This is a genomic window from Actinosynnema pretiosum (genome assembly GCF_024171695.1).
GTDB classification, from domain to species: Bacteria; Actinomycetota; Actinomycetes; order Mycobacteriales; family Pseudonocardiaceae; genus Actinosynnema; species Actinosynnema pretiosum.
The window spans coordinates 192,681-209,239 of sequence record NZ_JAMTCF010000011.1; the positions used below are offsets into that span (position 1 = coordinate 192,681).

Sequence of the window (16,559 nt, forward strand, 5' to 3'; positions counted from 1 at the left end):
TAGGGTCCCCGTGATGACAACGACTCTCAACAACGTCGCCGACGGGCCCCCGCTCGTCGGCGACGGCGCGCGGCCGGGGCGCGACGCGTTCACCCGCCGCTTCCCCCTGATCGCCCAGCGCCGCCCGGCCTGCACGCCGCTGGCCCCCAGGGTCGCCGAGCTGTGCGGCCAGGCGCGCGAGGCGGCGCGCACGGGCGTGGCCGCCGACGTGGCCGCCGCGCACAACCAGGCCGCGCTCATCGCCTCCGACTGCGGCGCGCCCGACCTGGCCGCCCGCTGGTGCCTGCGGCAGCTGGAGCTCGGCCTGCGCCCGCACCCGCTGGACGCCGCGTCGGCCCGCCTCGCGCTGGCCCCGGTCACGAACCTGGCCCGCCTGCACCTGCGCGCCGACGAGGGCGCGGCGGCGTTCGCGCTGCTGGACGGACTGGTCACCGCGGTCGAGACGGGCGCTCCCGCCGACGTCCTCGGCGTCGGGCTCCCGGCCGACCTGCTGGACTCGCCGCGCACCCGGCGCGAGGTCGTGGAGTGGTTGCGCCGCAACCTGCGCACGATCGCCGTCCGCGCGCACGTCGCCGAGGGCCGCTGGACCGAGGCGCACGAGTGGTTGGCCGCGCGAGGACCCCTCGGCGCCAGGATGCTGGAGGACCGCCAGGTCGCCGTCCTCGCGCGCGCCGAGCGCGGTGACGCGGACGGCGCGCTGGCACTGCTGGCGGCCACGGCGCCGGGGGAGCGGTGGGAGGCCGCCGTGACCGCCTGCCTCACCGCCCGCCACCTGCCGGGCACGCGCGTCCCGCCGCTGGACGTGACCGAACCCGGCCTCGCGGTGTTCCACACCCGCCTCGGCCTGTCGACGATCGACGTGGACGACCGCGCGGCGGCCGAGGTCACCGCCCGCCTGCTGGTGATCGCCACCCGCGACGGGTACGCGGCCCGCGAGGTGCTCGCGCACGAGCGCGCCCGCGAGCACCTCACCGCCCGCCAGGTCCACGAGCTGAGCGCGCTGGTGGGGGAGTGCGGGCTCGACGCGGGCGCCGTCCCACCCGCCCTGCTCGCGGACCTGACGTCGGCGCTGGCGGGCGCCGAGCACGTGCTCGCCTCACACCGAGGCGACCCGCTTCCCCTTGCGCAGCCGTGAGACGACGCCGTGCCGGGGCGCGAAGAACCAGCACAGCAGGAAGATCCCGGTCAGCGCCAGCACGATCAGCCCGCCTGCGGCGAGGTCGAACGCGTACGACAGGTACAGCCCCACCAGGCTCCCGCCCGCGCCGATCACCGGGGCGAGCACCACCATCGCGCCCAGCCGGTCGGTCAGCAGCCTGGCCGCCGCCGCCGGGGTCACCAGCAGCGCCAGCACCAGCACGTTCCCGACCGCCTGCAACGAGATCACGATCGCCAGCGTCACCATCACGTACAGCGCGAGGTCCAGCCAGAACACCGGGAACCCGACCGCGCGCGCCTGCTCCCGGTCCAGCGCCACCGCCGTGAGCCTGCCGTTCAGCACCGCCGCGCACAGCAGCAGCGCCGCGCCGATCACCGCGACCGCGACGACGTCCGAGTCGCTGATCCCCAGGATCGAGCCGAACAGGAACGACTCCAGCGACCCGCCGTAACCGGGCGCGGTGCTCAGGATGACGATGCCGAGGCCGAACGCGCCCGCGAAGAAGATCCCGATCACCGAGTCCTCCTTGAGCCGCCGGTTCTGCGCGAACACCGCCACCAGCAGGGCCGTGATCACCCCGGCCACCGCGCCGCCGAGTACCAGGTCGACGCCCAGCACGAACGCGATCGCCACACCGGGGAACACCGAGTGCGCCACCGCGTCCCCGATGAACGCCATGCCGCGCAGCACCACGTGGCTGCCGATCACCCCGCACACCACGCCGGACAGCAGCGCCACCAGCAGCGCGCGCCGCCAGAAGTCGTACTCCCACGGCGCGGTCAGGAACTCCACGGCGCTCACTTCCCCACCCCCAACGACCGCAGCAGCTGCTCGGCCCGGTCCAGTCCGAACGTGCGCAACCAGATGTCCGTGTCCGCCAGCGCCTTCGGCTCGCCGTCCGCGACGACGGTCCGGTTGAGCAGGCACAACCGGCTGCACAGCGCGGTCGCGGCGGCCAGGTCGTGCGTGGTCATCAGCACCGCCACCCCCTCGTCCCGCAGCTGCTCCAGCAGCCCGCTCAACAGCTCCTGCGTCGGCACGTCGATGCCGGTGAACGGCTCGTCCAGCAGCAGCGTCCCCGGCCGCAGCGCGAGCGCCCGAGCCACCAGCACCCGCTGCCGCTGCCCGCCGGACAGCTCGCCGACCGGCCTGCCCGCCAGGTCGGCCATGCCGACCCGCTCCAACGCCTGCGCCACGGCGGCCCGGTCGTCCGCCGTCTGGCGGCGCAGCACCCCGCGCAGGTGCGTGCGCCCGGTGGCGACCGCGCCCGCGACGGTGATGGGGAAGTCCCAGGCGAACTCGTGCCGCTGCGGCACGTACCCGACCGACCCCTGGGCCCGCCGCGCGCTGCGCCCGTGCACCTCGATGCTCCCGCTCTCCAGCGGCAGCAGGCCGAGGACGGTGCGCAGCAGCGTGGTCTTCCCGGCCCCGTTGGGCCCGATCAACCCGACCAGCTCACCGCCGCGCAGCTCGAAGTCCACGCCCGACAGCACTTCCCGCCCGCCGAGGCGCACGTTCGCGCCCGCGACGCGGATCACCGGGTCACCCACGGGACCTCACCACCTTGCGCCGCAACAGGAACCCGATCGCCAGCACCGCTGCCGCCGCGCCACCGATCCAGGGCCACGGGGTCTGCTCCCGCTCTCCACCCGCGCTCTCCCCACTTGCGCTCTCCCCACCTGCGCTCTCCTCGCCGGTGGGCGCTCCACCGCTCGGCGGGGTGACCGCGAACGCCGCGTTCGGGTCCCCGCCCCCGACGTGCACCCGGAGCACCGCCCGGTCGGCGCGCCCGTCGGCCGCAGCCATCTCGACGTCGAGCGCGTACGAGCCCGGCGCGGTGAACACCCAGTTGCCGTGCGCGTGCGTGCCCAGCTCGACCCCGGTCTCCTGCGGGAACCCCTTGGCACCGCTGAAGACCACCTCGGGCTTGCCGAAGTTCCCGTTGAGGAACAGCTCGAACCCGCCCGGCCCGGTCACCCCGTGCAGCCGCCAGTCCACCTCGCGCCCGCCCGACCCGGCGATGCTCGGGTCCTGCGTGTTCCAGCCGGGCCAGACCACACCCGCGCTCTGCGCCTGCGGGAGCACCCACACCTCGCTGCCCGCCGTGCCGAGGAACGCGTAGGCCGGGTCGTCCGGAACGACGGTCCTGACCGAGTCCGGCACGTGCAGCACCACGTCACCGGGTTCCCGCCACACCGGCTCAGCGCCGCTGTCGTCGCGCAGCTGCACGACCCACTTCCCGTCCACCACGCGCGGTCCGAGGTCGACGTGCCCGTCGGCGATCACCACCCGCTCGCCGTCCTGAGCCTGAGCCTGAGCCTGCGCCGCAGGGGCGATGGCCGCCACCGCCACCGCCGCTACCACTGCCGCTGCCGCGATCAGCCGAGACACCGGGCGACCTCCTTGGCGTTGTGCCGCATCATGTCCGCGTAGTTGCGCACCCGCTGGTCGAACGCGTCCCCGTACAGCAGGCACACCTCGACCCCCTGGTCCGCCGCCACCTGGTTCAGCACCGAGGCGCGCTGCGCGAGGTTCGGCTCGGTGAACACCGCGCGCACCCCCAGGTTCCGCACCGTCCCGGTCAACTTCCGCACGTCCTCGACGCTCGGCTCCTGCGCCGGGTTCGGCACCACGAAACCGGCGACGGTCAGGTCGTAAGCGCTGGCGAGGTAGCCGAACCCGTCGTGCGTGGTGATCAGCTGCCGCCGGTCGGCGGGCACGCTCGCGATGGTCTGGCGGACCTCGCCGTCGAGCGCGTCCAGCTCGGCCGCGTACTCGCGCGCGTTCCGGTCGTACTCCTGCGCGTTCGCCGGGTCGGCGGTGCGCAGCGTGTCGCGGATCAGCTCCACGTAGGCGCGCGCGTTGCGCACGTCCTGCCACAGGTGCGGGTCGATCTCGCCGTGCACGTGCTTGCCCAGCACCGCCTGCGGCAGCTGGTGCACCTGCGCCCCCGGAGCCCCGAGGAACCCGAACCGGGGATCGTCGGGGACCGCGCTGAGCGTCTTGTTGGGCACCTCGATCACCGCGTCCTGAGCCGCGACGACGTGCTGCGCGGTCCCGCCCCCCTCGTCGTTGAACGTGTACAGCTCACCGCTGTCCAGGTCGACGGTCAGGTCGGTGTGCCCCTTGCCCAGCACGGTCTTCCCGGTCTCGGCGGGGTTGACCCCGACCGCGAAGGTGAAGGTGTTCTCCCCGAGCGGCGCGGGCGCGCCCCCGTCGTTGACCAGTGCCGCGCTCAACGTCAACCGGTAGACACCGGGTTCGGTGAACGCCCAGTTCAGGTGCGTGTGCGCGGCGGGCGGCAACGTCGTGGAGTCCACTTCGGACAGCCCGTCGCCGGAGTCGAAGTAGGGCACCGGCTTGCCCAGCGACTCGGTCAGGTAGACCGCCAACTTCCCCGGCCCCTCGACGGCGGTGGCCGTGAGCCGAACCTCGGACGTCCTGGTAGCCCCCCGCTCCTTCCCGTCCCCCCGAACCCGGAGCCCGAGCCACAGCACGTCCAGCCCGACGTCCTCGACCAGCGGGATCACGTTGGCCCCGTACGTCTCCGCCGACTCGGCGAGCGACACGTTGGGCGCGCCGTCCGCGAGGTTGGCGTCGATGGCCTTGATCAGCCGCTGCTCCTCCAGCAGCAGGTGGTTGGTGAACGCGACCTGCGCCCCCACCACCTTCTTGACGTCGGCGGGCGTCGGCTCGTACGAGTGCGGATCCCCACCCGCAGGCACCACCGAGTCAACCCGAACCCGCTCCCCGCCAACGTTCCGCACCAGGTCGGCGAGGATCTCGGTGGTGGTGACCACAGCGATCCCGTCCCCACCGCCACGCCCGGCCCCGGCAGAGCACCCGCCAACCGCGAGACCGGCCACGAGCAGGGCGGCGGTGACGCGCGAGGGCGCACGCACGCGCATGTCTTCGAACACCTCCAGACGCCCCACCTGAACAGGTAGGGCCCTGTGAAGCTAATACAAACGACAACCATTTTCAATGTGCAGGTGGGGGTCACCACCGCACCCCCGTTGGGTGCACAATTCCCCCAGCACAAGGAGGAGCGCACGTGGACGACACCATCGCCCGGATCCGGACCAAGCTGACCCGCCTGCAAGCGGACGAACGCCTCATCGCGACCGTCGCGCCCACCTGACTGCACGGCCACCTGAACCCACCGGCGTCGGAAGCCGAGGTCCAGGCGTTCGAGCGCGAGCAGAACGTCACCCTCCCGCAGGCCTACCGCCGCTTCCTGCTGGAACTGGGCGACGGAGGCGTGGGTCCGCACTACGGCGTGCTCCCCCTGCGCGAGTGGTCCCTGGGGGAGTCGGAGTGGCCTGCCCAGGAAAGCCCCTTCGACCTGGGCCGCAACCGTAAGGAGTGGTGGGAGGGCACCTGGGAGGACGACGACCACCCGTACCGGGGCACGATCTCCGTCGTGCACCAGGGGTGCGAGAACTACACCCTGCTCATCGTGACCGGCCAGTGCCGGGGCAGGCTGCTCGACGCCTCCCTCGACGCCAGTTTCGCGCAGGTCCGGGGCGACGAGGACTTCCTGGCCTGGTACGAGCGCTGGCTGGACGAGGTGCTGGCCGGCCGAGGGCGTTGGGCCTAGTCCTCCTTCGCCGGGAGCCCGAAGAACTCGCGCAGCATCCTGGTCAACGCGCTGCGCAGCTTGTTGTTGCTCAGGGTCCTCCAGTCCGAGTGATCCTCGAGCCTGGCCGAGACCCAGGTTTCCACCAGTTCGTACTCGCGCCTCTCCAGTTCCCGCCTGCCCGCCCGGTTCTCCTTCTCGTTCCGCTTGTCGCGTTCCTGCTGCTCGGGGCTGTCGGCGTGCGGGGCGGTCTGGGCGTCTTCGACCCGCAGGTTGGCCGCGGCCGACTCGGCGCCCTTGGCGGACATCGGGTACGTGCCCCGCCCACCCGGTTGCTTCTCTTCGCTCTCGTGCTTGTTGAACGCCTCGTGGAAGGTCAGCTTGCCTTCCTTGATGAGGTCCAGCGTCATGGCGCCGTGCAGAGCGGCCCGCGTGTTGCGGGCGACCTCGCGGCCGAACATGAGGAAGGTGAGCTTCGCGAGCATGGGTCGGTCGGCTTCGTCGACCGACTTCGGGAACTTCCCCTTCAGCATGAACTGGTGCATCGCGGTGGCGACCTCGGAGTCCTTCAGGCCGGTGTCCTTGATCTTCTGCGTGACCTCCGAGTACTTCTTCACGCCGAGGACGTAACCGCCGCGCCCCTTCCGCCACCGGACCTCGTGCACGGTGATCGCGTCCTCCCCGGCCCCCACCCGGTACCGGTGCCAGCCAAGCCGCTTCTGGAGCTTCACCAGGGCCCCGCTGCCCAGGAGGTAGGCCTCGGGGCTGTCCAGGTGCACGGTCCCCTTCTGCAGGTTCTCGTACTGCGTCCAGGCGCCGTGGTTCTTCGCCCGCGCCTCGGACTGCACGGTGTGGATCACCTGCTTCACCAGGGCCCGCAACTCCTTGTGCTCCAGCAAGGTGGGGGCGCTCCGCAGGGTCTGCACGTGCACCAGCTGCCCGAGGTGGGGGGACTGCTCCACGACCAGCTTCGCGGGCACGGAGTGCCGCTGCCCGATCTTCCTGGTCCCCCGCTCGGCCTCCTCCACGGTGGGCTTGCGCGCCAGCATCCGCTCCGCGTCCCGGATCGCCCCCGCGTGGTCCGGCTTGCCCTTCGCGCCACCCGCCCCGCCGCCCCCGAACGCCCCCTTCGCCTTGCCCCACAACGACTTCGCCGCCGTGACGACCTTGCCCACCACCCAGTCCACGGCCTTGTTCACCGGCTTCGCCAGCGACTGGACGAAACCGCGCACCTTCGACGCCAGGCCGCCGATGCCCAGGACGGCCGCCAGTGCGCCGATCAGCACGGGCACCGAGGTCGCCAGCGCGTTCTCGATCAGCGCCGGGACGCCGCCTCCGCCGCCCGCCGCCACCGCGACGACCGCGTCCAGCACGGCGTTCACGAACTGCGCGATCTGTCCCGCCCGCTCCACCACGAACGACACCAGGTCCACGATCGCCTTCACGGCCTTGGCGAACGCCGACGCCGGGTTCAGCAGCGAGATGATCCAGGTGACGCCCGCGACCAGCACGGTCGGCAGCAGAAACGCGCTGATCTTGCCCAGCAGCCCGCCCTTCAGGTCGCCGACCTGGTCCTTCACCTCGGCCCACGCGCCGCCGATGCCCTCGGACCGGACCTTCCGCGCCAGCGGCAGCGAGGACTCGGCCGCGCTCACCGCCTGTTCCGGCACGCCCTTCGCCACGACCCTGCCCCGGATCGCCGACCAGGTCAGGCCCAGCAGGTCGCCGACCACGCCCAGCACGCCGCGCAGGTCGAACTTCTCCGGCAGCCGCAGGCCCGCCGACGACAGGGCGCCCACCAGCCAGCCCAGCACGCCCTTGCGCAGGTGCTCGCCGATGTTCGCCAGGAAGCCGCGCAGGCCCGCGCCGACCGCCGACGCGAAGTTCGCCAGGAAGCCGATCGGGTCCTTCAGGATCGCGCCGACCGCCGACGCCGCCTTCGCGAGCACGCCCAGCAGCAGGTTCTTCAGCTCCAGCACGGTGCCGACCACGCCCACGACCGCGTTCTTCGCCTTCGCGACCAGGCCCTGGCCCGCCACCCGCTCGGCCTCGATCGCCTCGTCGACCGACGCCAGCGCGCCCCGGTACCTCTCGCTCACCGCCTGGACCAGCGCCTCGCCCTTGGCGTCCACGGTCCCGGTCAGCTCGTCGAACCGCTCCGCGAACCCGGCCGCCGCCCGGCCGCCGATCGCGCGCAGGCCCGGCGCCAGCGAGTTCACCGCCGCGCGCAGCTCGGCCCGTCCCGCCGCGACCCGCTGCTTCGCCCGGTTCAGCTCGCCACCGACCAGGTCCGCGACGCCGCCGACGACCTGCCGCATCCGCGTCACGTACAGCTCCCGCGACCGCGCGAAGATCTGCCCGGCCTCCTCGGGCAGCCCGGCGAACTTGTCCTTCACCCACCGCGCCTTGCCCGCGAGCCCCGAGTACCGCTTCTCCTTGTACGCGTCCATGCGCCGCTCGTGGTCCGCGCTGAACGCCGCCCGCGCCGCCCGCTCGCCCTCGGTGAACCGCGCGTCGACCTTCCCGTCCAGGTCGCCGAGGATCTTCTCCACGTCGGCGCGCGTGCCGTCGAACACCTTCTGCAGCGTCGCGGTCACCTGCGCCCGCGCGGCCTCGTCCGCGTCCTTCGCGCCGTGCTTGCCCGCGCCGACCTGCGAGTGCGCCTGCTTGCCCGCGGCCGAGAACTCCGCCATCACCGCCGCGCCCTGCCCCGCCGCGAACGCCCTGCTGTCCGCGTGAGCCGACGCCTCCGCGCCCCGCACCCGGCCCGGCGCGCCCGCCGCGTGCTCGGCGCTCTCCCGCTTGGCCGCGAGCGCGTCGGTGAACTCGGGCTCGTTCGCCCGCGCCAGCTGCTCCTCGGTGACGTCCGCGCGCGCCAGGTCCTCGTCCACCTCACGCGGCCCGGCGGACAGGTCGAGCGCGGCAGCAGGTGCCGGGGCGGGGACCGCGCCCGCCGGATCGGGCGCGGTCAACCGTGGCACCGGGCGCTCCGGACCCAGCGGCGTCACCGGCTTCTCGCGCGCGCCGGACGTGTCGGGCGCGGCGGCGGTGGCCCGTTCGAGCGGCCCGGCGACGGCGGCTCGCCCCGCACCGACCGGCCCGCGCACCCGCTCCCGCACCACGTCGACCTTGGACGAGCCCGCGAGCCCGTCCGCCTCGTCCAGGTTCCTGGGCGCCTGCGCCGAGATCGCTTCCTCGACCGCCCGCACGAACCCGGCCCGGTCGAACACCCCAGGCTCCGCCGCCCCCATCCGCTCGGCGTTGACGACCTTGCCCTGTGCCTCCCGGTCGTCGACCGGGGCCTTGGCGGCCTGCTGCGCCTCACCGGCCTCGGCGGCGGCCGAGGGGTGCCGGGCGGCGACCCGCTGCCGCGCCGCGACCTCGGCCTGGAACACCCCGAGGTTCCCCTCGGCCTCCACGGCGCCACCGGACACCCGCTCCTCGGCCCGCTGGCCACCGCCCCCCATGACCCCCGCGATCGCCCGGTTGCCCGCAGCCGACTGCAACCGCTGCACTGCGGCGAACCCACCGTGGCGCTGACCGGCTTGGACGGCCTTGGCGGGGTTGGCGGGTTTGGCTTGGGGCTTGCGCGCTGCCGCCTGCTGCTGGGGCTCGGCGACCCGTTCTTCGGCCTTCACGGAGCCTCCAGGACACGTGGGCGGAGATCACCGTCAGTGTCTTGTGGCGTGGAGGGGTGGTCACCGTACGGGGGAACGGCCACGCGCGCGCTCACCACTGCCCCCAAGGGCAACGCGCACCAGTTGCCCCCAACCTTCAGCGGTCGCTGGAGCCGCAACCGGTCGCTGCGACAGACAGCTGTGGCAGGGAGCCGCAACCGGTCGCTGCGGTAGCCAGTTATGGCAGGCAGTTGCGACAGGCAGGCGCAACTGGCTGTCGCAATGGTGAGACTTTTCGTCGTGGTTGATGGGGGCTCGATGTGGTGCGGGATGAGGATGGCCGCATCGAACGCGGTGGCTCGGCGTGGGCAGCAGCGCAGCGTGACCAGGAGTTACCAGCTCTTGAGCGGTGACACGGGGCACGTTCACCCTGGGCTTGGATGCGGGGGGTGTGCCCGGTTGACCGCCTTTCGCCATGCGACAGCGTCGTGCTGGGTCAGGGGAACAGCAGGCGGGCTGCCGCTCTGGCCAGGGCTTCGGGGTCCTCGCCCGGCCGGGACAGCGCGCCGGTGTTCCACAGGGTCGCGAAGCCGTGCACCAGGGACCACGCGGCGACCTTCGCGGTGTCCGGGTCGGGCGCGGAGGTCGCCCCCGCGCCGCTCGCCAGGATCTCGCCCGCCCGTGCCTGCGCCGTTCGCAGGTCCTCGTCCTCCGGGTGGTGCAGGTCCGGGCGGAACATCACCTCGAAGTGCGCCCGGTGCTCCACCGCGAAGCGCACGTAGGCCACCCCGATCTCGGTGAAGTCACCACCCGCGTCCCTCGTCGCCGCCAGCGCGTCCGACAGGAGCACGAAGCCCTCCGTCGCCAGCGCGGTCAGCAGCCCCGCCTTGTCCTTGAAGTGGTGCACCGGACCGGCGTGCGAGACGCCGACCCTGCGTGCCAGATCACGCAGGCTGACCGCCGCCGGACCGCTCTCGGTGATCGCGGTGACCGCAGCGGCCAGCACCGCTCGCCTCAGGTCGCCGTGGTGGTACGGGCTCATGCTCCGCAGTCTATCTAGTCATTGACAAGATGTGGTGCCCGAGAGCAATCTTGTCGCTGACAAGTTCAGGTGTCCGATGTCCGGACCTCAGATGTTCGGGCGTCAGGTGTTCAGGTCGGGTCGCTCCGGGAGGTCGCGGTGGTTCCGTTCGTCGTGTTGGTCGTGGTCTCGCTCCTCGGGCTCGTCTTGCGGCGGCATTGGTCGTTCGCCCTACGGTGCGGGCTGGCGGCGATGTTCCTGGTCACGGGGATCTCACACTTCGTCGGGATGCGCGACGAGCTGATCGCGATGGTGCCGCCCGCACTGCCCGCGCCTGCCCTGCTGGTCACGCTGACCGGCCTGCTCGAACTCGCGGGTGCGGTCGGGTTGCTCTGGACGCGCACCTCGCCCTGGGCGGCTGCCGGACTGGGCGCGCTGCTGGTGGCGATGTTCCCGGCGAACGTCCACGCGGCCCGGCAAGGACTGTCACCCTCGTTCGGTGACCAACTCCTGCCGCGCACCCTGCTGCAGGTCGTGTTCCTGGCCGCTGCGGTGGCCGTGGTGGTGCACCACCGGCGGGGCGCGGTCACCGCAGCGGGAACCTCTGAGCGGTCCGACCGGCGCGTTGACCGGTAGCGAATCGACAGCCACCGCTTGGTGATCAGTTCAGAACGAGTTTCAGTAGGCAGGTGATCAAGCGGGCCGGGCTGAGCATCGCCTGGTGCGTGCTGGCTCGACGTTCGGTCTGGGCGCGAAGTCTTCAGAAGTCCTTGAGCCAGGTGAAGGCGCGTGGAAAAATCTAAGAGGGGGCAACCGTGGTAGATGGCGTAGAGAAACAGTTTCAGTGCTACAGAAACATCTTGGATGATTTTTTGGGAGTTGCCTCCGAGATTGGGGAGGTTGCGCCGAGGTCGACCGAGGACGGCCCGGTGCGCTACCTCTGTTATAAAAATTTTCCCAGCGTGGGGTTGGTTACCGGTTTTACGTACGGCTTGTCTTTGGTGGATCATCCGGCGTGGGGCGCGGAAAAAAGAGAGCTTGGTATAACGGTTCGCACTGACTCTGTCGAATGGGCAAGGGTTCCTGCGGTCACTATTTCAGGATTGCGTGGAATCGTCCCGTTCAACCCTGGGGACGCGCTTGGCTACGCTGGAGCCTACGTCCAAGGTTTTAAAATGAATTGTGCGGTACTGGCTGAACCTTTTTTCGATGTGGATGATGAAGTTTTCAATCGGAGGTTCAGGTGGGGGAGGAGTGGGGATTCCCTTTTGCGTATCGTGGGTGTGTATCCAATCTACTCGGTAGAACGTGAATTCATCTACGAAAATGATTTCAATTCTTTTTGGGAAATGAAGTGGGATCGTCTGAGTTTGGATCGTGACCCGCTGTTTTAGTTTTGGCAAACGTGGGCGAGTAGGTCGGTGCTGGTTCTGTTGGCGGCGGCGCGTTGACGATCAGCCGTTGGGTGCGGGCAGATCGGGTGGGTGGTGAGGGTGATCCGCCACCGGTCCACGGGTGGCAGTCAAGTGGCAGCACCGGGAGCTTCTCCGGCTGTGCACCGCAACGCCCGTCCCCTCAGCGGTTCCCGGACCGCCGTGGGGAGCGTGGTTGGGTTGGGCGGGGTAAGGGGACGGTGGGCTTTTGTGCGAACACGAACGTGTTGTCGCCGAACGCGCCGTCCGGGGTGGGGGTCGCCTGGCCGTGGGGCTCGGCGTACTCGGTGGCCCGCCTGCTCGTCGCCGTCCAGCCGAGCAGGACCAGGTCCTCCTCGGAGTTCGGGCGTGGGTCGTGGTCGAACAGGGCGGGCAGGTCCACGTCGGCTACCGCCCGCGCCTCGGTGTAGAACGGGGCCAGGGGGTCGTGTGGGCTGTGCGAGCTCGGCTTCACCTCCAGCGCCAGCGTGCTCGCGGGCGCGGACAGCCTGGTGAGGTCGGCCAGCAGCGCCCGCAGGGCGGCGCGGGACAGGTACATGGACAGGCCCTCCACCAGCCACGCGGTCGGCTGGTCGGGGGACAGCCCGGCTGCCAGCAGCGCTGACGGCCAGTCGGCCTCCAGGTCGGTCGGCACCGGCACCCGGCGTGCGGTCGGGTGGGCGCCCGCGTCGTCCAGCACCCGCTGCTTGAACCCCAGCACGTGCTCCCGGTCCACCTCGAACACCGCCGTGCCCGGTGGCCAGTCCAGGCGCAGCGCCCGCGCGTCCAGACCGGCGGCCACCAGCACCACCTGCCGCGTCCCCGCGCGCGCCACCTCCAGCAGGTGGTCGTCGAAGACCCTGGTGCGCAAGCCGAAGTAGCGGGCGTCCCCGCTCCACAGCGGGTTCGCGTCGCCGCCCGGCACGTCCTCGAAGCGCAGCGGCCAGCTCGCCGCGCTCGGCTCCGCCCGGACGAAGCGCGCCGCGTACCCGTCCACCGCCACCGCGTCGGGACGGGTGCTCTCGACCGCCCGCGCCGCCGCGATCAGCAGCGCCGTGCGGCTCACGCCCTCGCCGATCGCCCGCTCGGGCCTCGTCCCCGCCCGTCCCGCCGCGGCCACGGGTCAGCGCCTGCTCTGCGCGGGCACCAGGTGGTCGCCCGCGATGCCCGCCTTGTCCGGGCGGTAGTAGTCCTTGATCGCCGACTCCCACGTGCCCACCTCGACCTCGTCGTCGGCGGTCGGCTCGAAGGCGTCGAACAGCGCCTCGATGTTGTCCCGGCTGAACCCGAACGCGGTCATCAGCGCGTGGAACCTCGGCCGCTCGATCATGCCGTCGCCGTCCGGGTCGCCCAGCACGGCCAGCGCGCGGGCGAACACCGCCACCGCGTCCTCGAACCGCTCCGGCGAGAGCACGCAGCCGCAGAACTCGTCCAGGGTGATCCGGCCGTCCCGGTCCACGTCCAGGTGGTCGGCCAGCACCTCCCACCAGTTCGCGAGCGCCGCGCGCATGGCGTGCCGGTCGGACATCTCGGAGCCCGAGGCCGCCGCGTCCACCCGGTCGGCCATCAGGTCGAAGTCGTTCATCTCCAGCTCGCCGCTGCCGTCCGCGTCGAAGAGCGAGAAGATCAGCTCCGCCCTCGCCAGCGCCATCGGCTTCACCTCGGTCCGCACGGTCGCGCACCCCTTTCCCGGTCGGGTCGACCACCCGGTGCGGGTGATCCGGTTCCCAAGTTAGGGGACGGGGAGGGCGGGGTGGCCGGGATGGTTCTCGCTGCTCAGCGCGGTGATCACGGCGCGTCGCCGGGGTGCTCCACGGTCGTGGAGGGGAGGTCTCTCAGGCGCTCAGGAACGGGCCGGTGATCACTGCGCGGTGGTCTTCGGATGGCCCTGAACGGGGAAGTGTTGCCCTGGCGGGTGGTTCTGGATTTGTGGGCTTGTGGGTGCGGGGGGAGGGAGAAGGCGGGCGGCCCCCCGTGGCGGGGGGCCGCCAGGCGGGTCAGCGCCGCTGCTTGGTCGCGCGCGCCGAGTCGGTGCACAGCGCGCCCACGTCCACGCTCTGCCCCCGGTCGACGAACACGTCCGTCAGCCCGACGAGCCTGCCGCGCTTGTCGGTGCAGGTGACCGTGTACGCCTCCTTCACGCCGTAGGTCGGCGGCACCGGCGAGGCGAACTCGACCCTGCCGTTCGACCAGTCGTCCGGGTTCGCCGGATCGGCCTGCGAGTAGTTCACCAGCACCGCCCGGTACTCGCCCGCGGGCGGGTCGACCAGGACGGCGCGCTCGGAGTTCGTGCCGCCCGTGGCCGACTGCGCGACGATCTCGTCGGCGGCGTTCAGGACGAACAGGTCCCAGTCGGTCGCGGCGGACCCCCACGACACCGACACGTCGAACCGCCCGTTGTCCGCCGACGGCAGGCCGCTCACGGTGAACGGGATGACCTCGGCGCCCTGGTCCGAGGGGAACGAGGGGTTCTCGGCGGGCACGCCGGGCGGGTTGACCAGCGTGATCGAGGACTGCGGTGGCGCCTGGGGCTCGCGCCCGTAGCGGCCCGCGACGTACGGGCGCGTCGACGGGTTGACCGACCAGGAGAACCGGCCGCCGGGCGCGGTGTGCTTCGACTCCAGGGTCTCGGTCACCATGATCGGCGGCGTGGTGGTGCCGTCCGGCTGGCGCACCGGCGAGGTCGGCGTCTGGAAGGTCTTGCGCGCCTTCAGCTCGTAGCCCTTGGGCGCGGTCCCGGTCAGCGTGCCGTGCGCGGCCGGGTCGGCGGCGTTGGCCAGCATGTCCAGGAACGCGGCCCGGTTGCCGCCCTTGCCCGCGCCTGCGGCGGGCGCGGTCCCCAGGTACTCGGCGACGACGGCGTTCTCGTACGCCGGGTGGAAGCCCGCCGTGTTGATCTCGAAGGTGAACCCGAAACCGCCGGTGGTCCAGTAGGACCAGTCGTCCGTGGTGCCGGTCGTGTCGTACAGGCCCCACGACGGCATGCTCTCGTAACCGTTGCGGGAGGCCATCTTGTCGCCCAGCGCCTTGACGACCGGCTCCTCCAGCGGCGCGCGCACGTCGGCCACGCCCGGCGGGCGCAGCACCAGGTTCCCGTAGGTGTGCAAGGTGATCAGGTTGGTGACGGCGCGCTCGGAGACGAGCTTGCGGATGTTGCGGGTCTCCGGCTCGGAGAACGGCGCGGAACCCCGGTAGGTCTCCCCGCTCCACGAGGTGCTCGCGCCCGCGCCGCCCCAGAAGCCCGCGTAGTTCCGGTTCGGGTCGGTGCCGCGCGCGCTGCCGCCCGGATTCGCCTTGCACACACCGGTTCCCAGCGCGGGCGGCGAGTCGGAGGCGCGGCAGTTCTTCCGCTTCATCTCGTAGTCGAAGCGGGAGAAATCGCCCTTGGGCTCGGCCTCGCGGGAGATGGAGAAGCCGTCCACGTTGACGATCGGGACGATCAGGTTGCGGGTCTTGGCGACCAGGGGCTTGAGGGACTTGTCCTGGTAGCCCTCGACCAGCTCGTAGGCCCACTCGATCGCGTGCTCGCTCGCGGGCCACTCGCGCGCGTGGTGCACGCCCATGACCGTGTTGACCGGTTTGCCGTCGTTGGCGTTCCCGACGTTCTCCGCGATCTCGACGGCGACCACGTCCCGGCCCTCGACGGACGGCTCGGCCAGCGTGAATGCCTTGACCAGCTTGGGGTTCGCGCGGGCGAGCTCCTTCAGCTCGTGGTCGTACTCGTAGAGGTGGCGGTAGGAGGTGCGGCCGGACGGCAGGGCCGTGGACGCGCGGGACGCGGCGTACTCGCGGTCGTGCTCGGCGTGCTCGCGGGAGGTCCTGGACAGGTCGGCGTCGACGGTGGTGTAGGTCAAACCGCTGTCGCGCAACACCTTCCGGTCCGCGTCACCGGCCAGCACCACCTCGACGCCGGTCGCGTCGCCCTTCTCGGTGAGGTCGAGGTCGAGGCCGAGGAGGGCGGTCTTGTCCTTCGGCTGCGGGGTGTGCACGCGCACGACCTCGGCGCGCTCGGCCGTGGTGGGGGCGCCCTGCGGGGTGAGGGCGAGGAAGTCGACGCCCAGCACGGCGGACTTGGCCGGACCTGAGTAGCGGCAGCCCTGGACGACGAGCGCCTGGCCCTTGGTCACGAAGCTCTCGGCCAGCTCGCGGCTGCGCAGGGCGGAGGAGGCGGCGACGACGGCCCCGGTGGCCTTGTCGAAGACGGCGAGGTCCCAGTCGCCCTCGGCGCCCGTGCCGGGGGAGAGGCGGGCCTGGATCAGGCCGTCGACGCCGGAGGTGACCTCGCGGCGGTCGACGCCAGGGGTCCTGGCCGGGAGCGGGGAGTCGAAGCACGCCCTGGTCACGGCCCGGTCGGCGCGCAGGACGCGGTCCTGGGCGGTCGCGGCGGGGGCGGTGAGCGCGGTGACCGCTAAGGCCGTCGCCCCCACCGCTATGGCTGCTCGCACCACCGGGGTGGATCTGGGTGTCATGCGGGGCTCCGTTTCGTCGAGCGCACAGGCGATCGACGCTAGGGGGCGGGCGGGTGCGGCGGCCATACCCGGAAGTCGGTGTCGCTGCGGCATTCCGGTGATTGCGCCGGGTGGGGTGAACGGGGTGTTCCGGAACTGTTCCGGCGAGGGGAACGCCTGTGCGGGAGGCGGTGTGGTGGTGGGCGGCTCGCTCTCCTCCTGGGACGGCGCGCCTCGGGGCGCGCCGGTGAACGAGCAGGTCAGGGCTCTGGTGGTGTGGCTGTGGCCACCCTGACTAGTTTTGCTGCCAATCGACGTTATAA

The 16,559-nt window shown here is 71.8% G+C and carries 13 protein-coding genes; 4 read left to right on the top strand and 9 right to left on the bottom strand.

Translation table 11 applies throughout. The annotated features are described in order from the left end of the window. Window positions 1-13 precede the first annotated feature (13 nt). A complete protein-coding gene (locus tag LV78_RS23125; RefSeq protein WP_253847703.1) occupies window positions 14-1,135 on the top strand; it encodes a hypothetical protein in 1,122 nt (373 codons plus the stop codon). On the opposite strand, the gene LV78_RS23130 is transcribed toward LV78_RS23125, so the two are convergent. Genes LV78_RS23130 through LV78_RS23145 form a run of 4 tightly spaced genes read right to left on the bottom strand, consistent with a single transcriptional unit; the run spans window position 1,097 to window position 5,067 of the window. Further along, complete coding sequence (locus tag LV78_RS23130) at window positions 1,097-1,960, bottom strand: anchored repeat-type ABC transporter permease subunit (protein WP_253847704.1); 864 nt, start codon at window positions 1,958-1,960, stop codon at window positions 1,097-1,099. The genes LV78_RS23125 and LV78_RS23130 overlap by 39 nt on opposite strands. Then, on the bottom strand, window positions 1,957-2,709 hold the full coding sequence (locus LV78_RS23135) for an anchored repeat-type ABC transporter ATP-binding subunit (protein WP_253847705.1): 753 nt from the start codon (window positions 2,707-2,709) through the stop codon (window positions 1,957-1,959). The genes LV78_RS23130 and LV78_RS23135 overlap by 4 nt, the downstream gene beginning before the upstream one ends. Further along, complete coding sequence (locus LV78_RS23140) at window positions 2,702-3,550, bottom strand: TIGR03773 family transporter-associated surface protein (protein WP_253847706.1); 849 nt, start codon at window positions 3,548-3,550, stop codon at window positions 2,702-2,704. Before LV78_RS23140 ends, LV78_RS23135 begins: the two co-directional genes overlap by 8 nt. After that, on the bottom strand, window positions 3,538-5,067 hold the full coding sequence (locus LV78_RS23145) for an anchored repeat ABC transporter, substrate-binding protein (RefSeq protein WP_253847707.1): 1,530 nt from the start codon (window positions 5,065-5,067) through the stop codon (window positions 3,538-3,540). The genes LV78_RS23140 and LV78_RS23145 overlap by 13 nt, the downstream gene beginning before the upstream one ends. A gap of 245 nt (window positions 5,068-5,312) precedes the next feature. Here LV78_RS23145 and LV78_RS23150 point away from each other — a divergent pair, with 245 nt between their 5' ends. Further along, window positions 5,313-5,759, top strand: a complete 447-nt coding sequence (locus tag LV78_RS23150) for an SMI1/KNR4 family protein (protein ID WP_253847827.1) — start codon at window positions 5,313-5,315, stop codon at window positions 5,757-5,759. On the opposite strand, the gene LV78_RS23155 is transcribed toward LV78_RS23150, so the two are convergent. Continuing rightward, window positions 5,756-9,376 (bottom strand): phage tail protein, encoded by a 3,621-nt coding sequence (locus tag LV78_RS23155; protein ID WP_253847708.1) that lies wholly within the window; start codon window positions 9,374-9,376, stop codon window positions 5,756-5,758. The genes LV78_RS23150 and LV78_RS23155 overlap by 4 nt on opposite strands. A 475-nt stretch (window positions 9,377-9,851) precedes the next feature. Next, a complete protein-coding gene (locus LV78_RS23160; RefSeq protein ID WP_253847709.1) occupies window positions 9,852-10,397 on the bottom strand; it encodes a TetR/AcrR family transcriptional regulator in 546 nt (181 codons plus the stop codon). A gap of 138 nt (window positions 10,398-10,535) precedes the next feature. Here LV78_RS23160 and LV78_RS23165 point away from each other — a divergent pair, with 138 nt between their 5' ends. Beyond that, a complete protein-coding gene (locus LV78_RS23165; protein ID WP_253847710.1) occupies window positions 10,536-11,012 on the top strand; it encodes a DoxX family protein in 477 nt (158 codons plus the stop codon). Between the two features lie 179 nt (window positions 11,013-11,191). Next, entirely contained in the window at window positions 11,192-11,770 is a 579-nt protein-coding gene (locus tag LV78_RS23170) for a suppressor of fused domain protein (RefSeq protein WP_253847711.1), read from the top strand. 181 nt (window positions 11,771-11,951) lie between these two features. On the opposite strand, the gene LV78_RS23175 is transcribed toward LV78_RS23170, so the two are convergent. From LV78_RS23175 to LV78_RS23185, 3 genes are all read right to left on the bottom strand, one after another. Further along, on the bottom strand, window positions 11,952-12,908 hold the full coding sequence (locus tag LV78_RS23175; RefSeq protein WP_253847712.1) for an SAM-dependent methyltransferase: 957 nt from the start codon (window positions 12,906-12,908) through the stop codon (window positions 11,952-11,954). A gap of 3 nt (window positions 12,909-12,911) precedes the next feature. After that, complete coding sequence (locus LV78_RS23180; RefSeq protein WP_253847713.1) at window positions 12,912-13,460, bottom strand: EF-hand domain-containing protein; 549 nt, start codon at window positions 13,458-13,460, stop codon at window positions 12,912-12,914. Window positions 13,461-13,785: 325 nt separating this feature from the next. Continuing rightward, the gene (locus LV78_RS23185; protein WP_253847714.1) at window positions 13,786-16,257 is read right to left on the bottom strand and encodes a M14 family zinc carboxypeptidase; all 2,472 of its coding nucleotides are present in this window, start codon (window positions 16,255-16,257) and stop codon (window positions 13,786-13,788) included. Window positions 16,258-16,559: the final 302 nt, after the last annotated feature.

Coding starts and splice junctions, on each gene's coding strand:
- LV78_RS23125 (WP_253847703.1), top strand. CDS start 14: ATGACAACGACTCTCAACAACGTCGCCGACGGGCCCCCGCTCGTCGGC.
- LV78_RS23145 (WP_253847707.1), bottom strand. CDS start 5,067: ATGCGCGTGCGTGCGCCCTCGCGCGTCACCGCCGCCCTGCTCGTGGCC.
- LV78_RS23160 (WP_253847709.1), bottom strand. CDS start 10,397: ATGAGCCCGTACCACCACGGCGACCTGAGGCGAGCGGTGCTGGCCGCT.
- LV78_RS23185 (WP_253847714.1), bottom strand. CDS start 16,257: ATGACACCCAGATCCACCCCGGTGGTGCGAGCAGCCATAGCGGTGGGG.